The 5,693-nt window shown below is 68.7% G+C and carries 6 protein-coding genes and 1 other RNA gene; 2 read left to right on the top strand and 5 right to left on the bottom strand.

The window, feature by feature from the left end; all coding sequences use genetic code 11:
• A partial coding sequence (locus WAL33_RS04190; RefSeq protein WP_422178793.1) for a DNA polymerase III subunit gamma/tau occupies positions 1–1,364 on the bottom strand: 1,364 nt, incomplete at its 3' end.
• A 96-nt stretch (positions 1,365–1,460) separates the two neighbouring features.
• Positions 1,461–1,553: signal recognition particle sRNA small type (ffs, locus tag WAL33_RS04195), an RNA gene on the bottom strand.
• A gap of 152 nt (positions 1,554–1,705) precedes the next feature.
• Here ffs and nudC point away from each other — a divergent pair.
• Positions 1,706–2,662, top strand: coding sequence for an NAD(+) diphosphatase (nudC, locus tag WAL33_RS04200; protein ID WP_422178795.1), 957 nt, complete (start codon positions 1,706–1,708; stop codon positions 2,660–2,662).
• 145 nt (positions 2,663–2,807) lie between these two features.
• On the opposite strand, the gene WAL33_RS04205 is transcribed toward nudC, so the two are convergent.
• From WAL33_RS04205 to WAL33_RS04215, 3 genes are all read right to left on the bottom strand, one after another.
• Positions 2,808–3,224, bottom strand: a complete 417-nt coding sequence (locus WAL33_RS04205; protein ID WP_422178797.1) for an MAPEG family protein — start codon at positions 3,222–3,224, stop codon at positions 2,808–2,810.
• Positions 3,225–3,337: 113 nt separating this feature from the next.
• Positions 3,338–4,186 carry a prephenate dehydratase gene (locus WAL33_RS04210; protein WP_422178799.1) on the bottom strand — a complete coding sequence of 283 codons (849 nt, stop codon included), beginning with the start codon at positions 4,184–4,186 and terminating at the stop codon, positions 3,338–3,340.
• Positions 4,183–4,923: a 3-deoxy-manno-octulosonate cytidylyltransferase gene (locus tag WAL33_RS04215; RefSeq protein ID WP_422178801.1), complete on the bottom strand. Its 741-nt coding sequence runs from the start codon at positions 4,921–4,923 to the stop codon at positions 4,183–4,185. The genes WAL33_RS04210 and WAL33_RS04215 overlap by 4 nt, the downstream gene beginning before the upstream one ends.
• A 158-nt stretch (positions 4,924–5,081) precedes the next feature.
• On the opposite strand from WAL33_RS04215, the gene WAL33_RS04220 reads away from it, so the two are divergent.
• A partial coding sequence (locus WAL33_RS04220) for a c-type cytochrome (RefSeq protein ID WP_422178803.1) occupies positions 5,082–5,693 on the top strand: 612 nt, incomplete at its 3' end.

Raw genomic sequence — 5,693 nt, forward strand, 5'->3', positions numbered from 1 at the left:
GGACCGCCGCCCACGGGCTGGCCGTCACGCAGGGCCTTCAAGGCTTCTTCCGGGCCGGGCAGATCGGCCGCGTAGCACAGGCGGATGATGGCCATTTCGGCGGCGGCCATGGCGTCGGGCGCGCGGCGCACTTCCTCATGGGCCTTCAGCAGCATCTGCCACAGGCGCGACAGGCTGCCGGCCGAGGTCTGGGCCCCGATGGCGGTCAGGCGCGCGGCCTGCTCCTTGGGCAGGGTCAGGACGTCCGGCCCCAGGGCCTTGGCCACCGACGCGGCATGGCAGTGGTCCAGCAGGTCCAGCATGACCACCGCCGGATCGGCCCCAAAGCCCCACAGGGCGCGGAAGCCCTTCAGCGATTCGCCCGGCTTGCCGCTCATGACGTTTTCGAACAGGGCGATGGTCTGGCCGCGGTCGGCCAGGCCCAGCATGTCGCGGACCACGGCGGCGGTGACGGTCGAACCGCGCTCGCCCTGGACGATGGCCTGATCCAGCAGCGACAGGCCGTCGCGCACCGAGCCTTCGGCGGCGCGGGCGATCAGGGCCAGGCCGTCTTCCTCGACCTTGGCGCCTTCCTTGGCGGCGATCTTGGCGAAGTGCTTGACCAGCACGTCCGGCTCGACCCGGCGCAGGTCGAAGCGCTGGGTGCGCGACAGGATGGTCACCGGAACCTTGCGGATCTCGGTGGTGGCGAAAATGAACTTGGCGTGCGGCGGCGGCTCTTCCAGCGTCTTCAGCAGCGCATTGAACGCCGCCGTCGACAGCATGTGCACTTCGTCGATGATGTAGACCTTGTAGCGCGCCTCGACCGGGGCGTAGCGCACCCCGTCCAGCAGCTCGCGCATCTCGTCGACCTTGGTGCGGCTGGCGGCGTCCAGCTCCAGCACGTCCATGTGACGGCCTTCGATGATCGCCTTGCAGTGCAGGCCGTCGACGGTCAGGTCGACCGAGGGCTGGTGGACGGTGTCGGTCTCATAGTTCAGCGCCCGAGCCAACAGGCGGGCGGTCGTGGTCTTGCCGACGCCGCGCACGCCGGTGAGCATGAAGGCGTGGGCGATGCGGCCCGTGGCGAAGGCGTTGGCCAGGGTGCGGACCATGGCCTCCTGGCCGATCAGGTCCTCGAAGGTGCGCGGCCGGTACTTGCGCGCCAGCACGGTGTAGGCGGCGCCCGACTCCTCTTGGGAAGCGTCGGACGGCAGCTGGGCGACCGGGGCGGCCGGCGGGGCGGCCGGAACCGGCGCGGCCACGGGCGACGCGGCCTCGGCAGGAGGCCCGCCGAAGATGTCGGCGGTGTTCTCGTCGCGCTCGGGCGCGTCGTCATCCCACGGCGGCGCGGAATCGGTGGTGAGGTCGTCGTGGTCGGCCATGGCGCGAGTGTAGTGCGCCGAAGGGCGCAGCAAAAGGCTCGGCCCGCGCTTAGAGCGCTGTTGCCGCCAAATAGCCGAAGAGATTGTGGGGAAAGGTGGAGACCGGCAGACGACCCGGAGCGAAACTCGTTGTGGCTGCTGCCTCTCGGCCCTGACCAGGTTGGCGAGGACTCCGCCCGTCACCGATCTCCAACGCCTATATCGCGACTCATCGGCCGCTATGCAAGACGTTAGGCGCGGGGCGGTGACGACTCTTCGTCGCGGATGGACTTTCCTTCCGGGCGCATTTTCTTCATGCGAACCGGAATCCACTTCGCTCGAAAATGCTCTAGAGATTCGCCATGGCCCTTTCGATCATCACCAACATCTTCGCCGGCAACCCGCTCGACCGCGCCAGCGAGCGCCGGGGCGACGAAGCCTGGCTGGCCGAAAAGGCCGACGATCCGCACTCGCTGGCCGTGGCCATCTGGAACGGCAAGGCGCTGGTCGAGGACCTCGTCTGCGCCCAGGACGGGGAAGAGAGCAAGGTCACGGGCGTTCAGATCGCCTATTTGCGGGCCGACATGGCCAAGGAGCTGGCCGCCACGCCCGAGCGGCTGCTGTTCCTGGGCCTGTGGAAGGACATCGCGGTGTTCGCCGTCGACCTGGAGGGCGGGGCCGACCCGGCCGAGGGGCCGCTGCAGGGCCTGGGGCGGTTCGAGGAACTGCGCGGGATCGCCCTGACCCTGCCGCCGCCCGACGCCGGCATCCTGGCCACCGCCAAGTCGATGTTCGAATGGCGGCGCAAGCACAAGTGGTGCAGCAACTGCGGCCAGGAGACGGCCGTCAGCGACGGCGGCTGGAAGCGGCTCTGCCCGTCCTGCCACACCGAGCATTTCCCGCGCACCGACCCGGTGGCGATCATGCTGGCCCTGCACGACGGCAAATGCCTGTTGGGCCGCCAGGCGGGCTGGCCGCCCGGCATGTACTCGGCCCTGGCCGGCTTCCTGGAGCCCGGCGAGACCATCGAGGAGGCCTGCGCCCGCGAGCTGATGGAGGAGGCCGGCCTGACCGCCACGGCGGTGCGCTACCATTCCAGCCAGCCCTGGCCCTGGCCCTCGTCGCTGATGATGGGCCTGATGGCCGACGTCGACAGCGACACCGCCGCCCCCGACCAGACCGAGCTGGAAGCGGTCAAGTGGTTCACCAAGGACGAGGCCAAGGCCCTGATCGCCGGCGAGCTGGAAGGCTTTTTCGCGCCCCCGCCCCTGGCCATCGCCCACCAGCTGATCAAGGCCTGGGCGGAGGGCGAAGACTAGAGGTAGTCCCTCCCCCTGTGGGGGAGGCGATCGCGAAGCGATCGGTGGGGGGCGTTTTAGGGTCGAAGATCCAGCACCGGCCACCGACCGATCACTCCCCCCACCGTCGGCTACGCCGACACCTCCCCCACAGGGGGAGGATTTCTTATCCGAACAGCACCACCAGCTCGCGCACCACCATCCACGCCAGGGCGATGGTCGACAGCGCGAACGCCAGGAAGCGCAGCGGCACGATGTTGACGCTGACCTGGATCAGGCTGTGCAGCACCCGCAGGCCGACGAAAGCCCAGGCCAGATTGACCGCCAGGGCGTCGCCGTGGCCCGCGACCTGGATGGCCAGGGCGGCCGCGTAAAAGATCGTCGGCTGTTCCATCAGGTGATTGTAGTTGTCGGCCGCCTGGCGCACCCCGGCGGGCAGGATGTTCAGACTGCCCGGAAAGGCCGCGTCCTGCGGCTTGATCCCGGCCTTGCTCATCGCCGGAATGCGGCGGACGTACATCCAAAGCCAGATCAACAGCGACCAGGCCACCAGCGCCATCACCGGCGCGATCAGAGTGTGCATTGTCGTTCCTCCCCGGCCCCATTGGCAGGGCCTTGGACGGGAGGTTATCCGCAGAACAGCGTTATGGCGAAGCCTGCCGTGACGTTAGCCTTCTCCCGCAAGGGGAGAAGAAACTACACCCGATCGCGGAACGGATCGGCCGGATAGACGCCCAGGATCTCGAACTTGTCCGAGAAGAACTTCAGCTCGTCGAACGCCAGGGCCAGCGGGCGGTCCTCGGGGCGGCCGTCGACCTCGGCGTAGAAGAAGGTCGCGGTGAAGGCCCCGCCCTCCATATAGCTTTCCAGCTTGGTCATGTTGACGCCGTTGGTCGCGAACCCGCCCAGCGCCTTGTAGAGGGCGGCCGGCAGGTTGCGGACCTTGAACACGAAGCTGGTCACGCAACGGTGGGTGAACGGCGGCGCGGCGGGATTGGCGTCCGCCGTCATCACCAAGAAGCGCGTGGTGTTGTTGCGCTCGTCCTCGATGTCGCGGGCCAGGATGTCCAGGCCGTAGATCTCGGCGGCCAGGGCCGGGGCGACGGCGGCGCGGGTCGGGTCGGGCTTCAGGGCCAGGGCCTTGGCGGCTCCGGCCGTGTCGCCCGCGCTCTCGTGGGCCAGGCCCAGCCTCTTGAGGCTTTGACGGCACTGGCTGAGCGCGATCGGCATCGAGCTGGCGATCTTCACCGTCTCCAGCGTCACGCCCGAATTGGCCATCAGCTGGAAGCGGATCGGCTTGAAGCGCTCGCCGATGATCTTCAGGCCCGAAGCGGGCAGCAGGTGGTGGACGTCGGCCACGCGGCCGGCGATCGAATTTTCGATCGGAATCATGCCCAGCTGGCAGGCGCCGGTCTTGATGGCCTCGAACGCCTCCTCGAAGGTGGCGCAGGGCACGGCCTCGTAGTCGGGAAAATAGGTGCGGCAGGCCTCATGGCTGTTGGCGCCGGGCTCGCCCTGGAAGGCGATCTTCTTGAGGATGCTCATGCTGACTTTCCGGCCGCATACGCGCGCGCCGCTTCTAGATCAGAGGGATTGTCGACGGAGATCGGGGCCTCGGCGGCCACGGCGGCGCGCAGGCTAAGGCCCAGCTCCATGGCCCGCAGCTGCTCCAGCTTCTCGCGCTTCTCCAGCGGCGAGGGCGGGGCGGCGTTGAAGGCCTCCAGGGCGGCGCGGCGATAGCCGTAGATGCCGATGTGGCGCCAGACCGGCGCGTCGCCATAGAGGGTGGAGCGGGTGAAATACAGCGCCCGGCCCGACTGGCCGTCCTGCTCCATGGCCAGCACGGCCTTGACCACGTCGGGGTTGGACCGGTCGGCGGGCGAGGCTTCAGGGGCGACGACGGTGGCGATGTCGCAGTCGGGGTGGGCGCTCAGCAGGTCGGCGCAGGCGCTCAGCACCGAGGGCTGCACGAACGGCATGTCGCCCTGCAGGTTGATGACCACGTCGTGGCGGCGTTCCGGGTCCAGCGCCTCCAGGGCGGCCAGGATGCGGTCGGAGCCCGACGGCAGGGCCGGATCGGTCAGCACCGCCTGGCCGCCGGCCTGCTTGACCGCGTGGACGATCGCCATGTCGCCGGCCGCCACCGCCACGGGGCCGATTCCCGCCGCCTGGGCCTGACGCAGCACGCGCACGATCATCGACACCCCGCCGATGTCGGCCAACGGCTTGTCGGGAAGACGGGTGGCCGCCATACGGGCCGGAATGACGACGATGGGGTTCATGAAAGGCCGATGCGGGTCAAAACCGTTGCTGCCCGGTTGCGCCCCGGGCGGTAGCGTGTAAGAGACGCGAGCGCAACATGGAGCGCACGGGGGAAACCTCCGGGCGCGGATTTCGGGCCTGTCGTCAGACGGCCCCCAAGAGGCTGGTAAGGCTTTAGATGAGCGACCTGACGTTCAACAAGATCTTCGGCGGCGTCCTGATGACGGGCCTGATCATTTTCGGCCTCAAGGAAGCGTCGGACATCGTTTTCGCCAAGCACGAGCTTGAGAAGCCGGGCTATGCGATCGCCGTGGCCGAAGAGGCCGGCGAAGGCGGGGCCCCCGCGGCCGAGGTCGCGCCCGACTGGGGCAGCGTGCTGCTGGTTCCGGCCAATATCGAAGCCGGCAAGGCCGTCACCGCCAAGTGCGCCTCGTGCCACAGCTTCGAGCAAGGCGGCCCCAACGGCACCGGCCCCGATCTGTGGGACGTCCTGGGCCGCAAGCCCGGCTCGCACGGCGGCTTCGCCTATTCGCCGGCCATGACCGAGTTCGGCGGCAAGAACCCGGTGTGGGACTACGACCACGTCGACCAGTTCCTGAAAGCGCCGGGCAAGTACATCTCCGGCACCAAGATGACCTTCGTGGGCCTGAAGAAGCAGGAAGACCGCATCGCGGTGATCGCCTACCTGCACAGCCTGGGCTCGACCCTGCCGGTTCCGGCTCCCAAGCCGGCCGAGGCGGCTGCGGCTCCGGCCGGTGAAGCTGCGGCGGCCGGTGCGGCCGCTTCGGGC

The sequence above is a fragment of the Caulobacter sp. genome (assembly GCF_049283275.1).
GTDB lineage: Bacteria > Pseudomonadota > Alphaproteobacteria > Caulobacterales > Caulobacteraceae > Caulobacter.

Bases quoted from the DNA above. Each gene is read 5' to 3' on its own strand.
- nudC (WP_422178795.1), top strand. From the start codon at position 1,706: ATGGCCCTTTCGATCATCACCAACATCTTCGCCGGCAACCCGCTCGAC.
- WAL33_RS04205 (WP_422178797.1), bottom strand. From the start codon at position 3,224: ATGCACACTCTGATCGCGCCGGTGATGGCGCTGGTGGCCTGGTCGCTG.
- WAL33_RS04210 (WP_422178799.1), bottom strand. From the start codon at position 4,186: ATGAGCATCCTCAAGAAGATCGCCTTCCAGGGCGAGCCCGGCGCCAAC.
- WAL33_RS04215 (WP_422178801.1), bottom strand. From the start codon at position 4,923: ATGAACCCCATCGTCGTCATTCCGGCCCGTATGGCGGCCACCCGTCTT.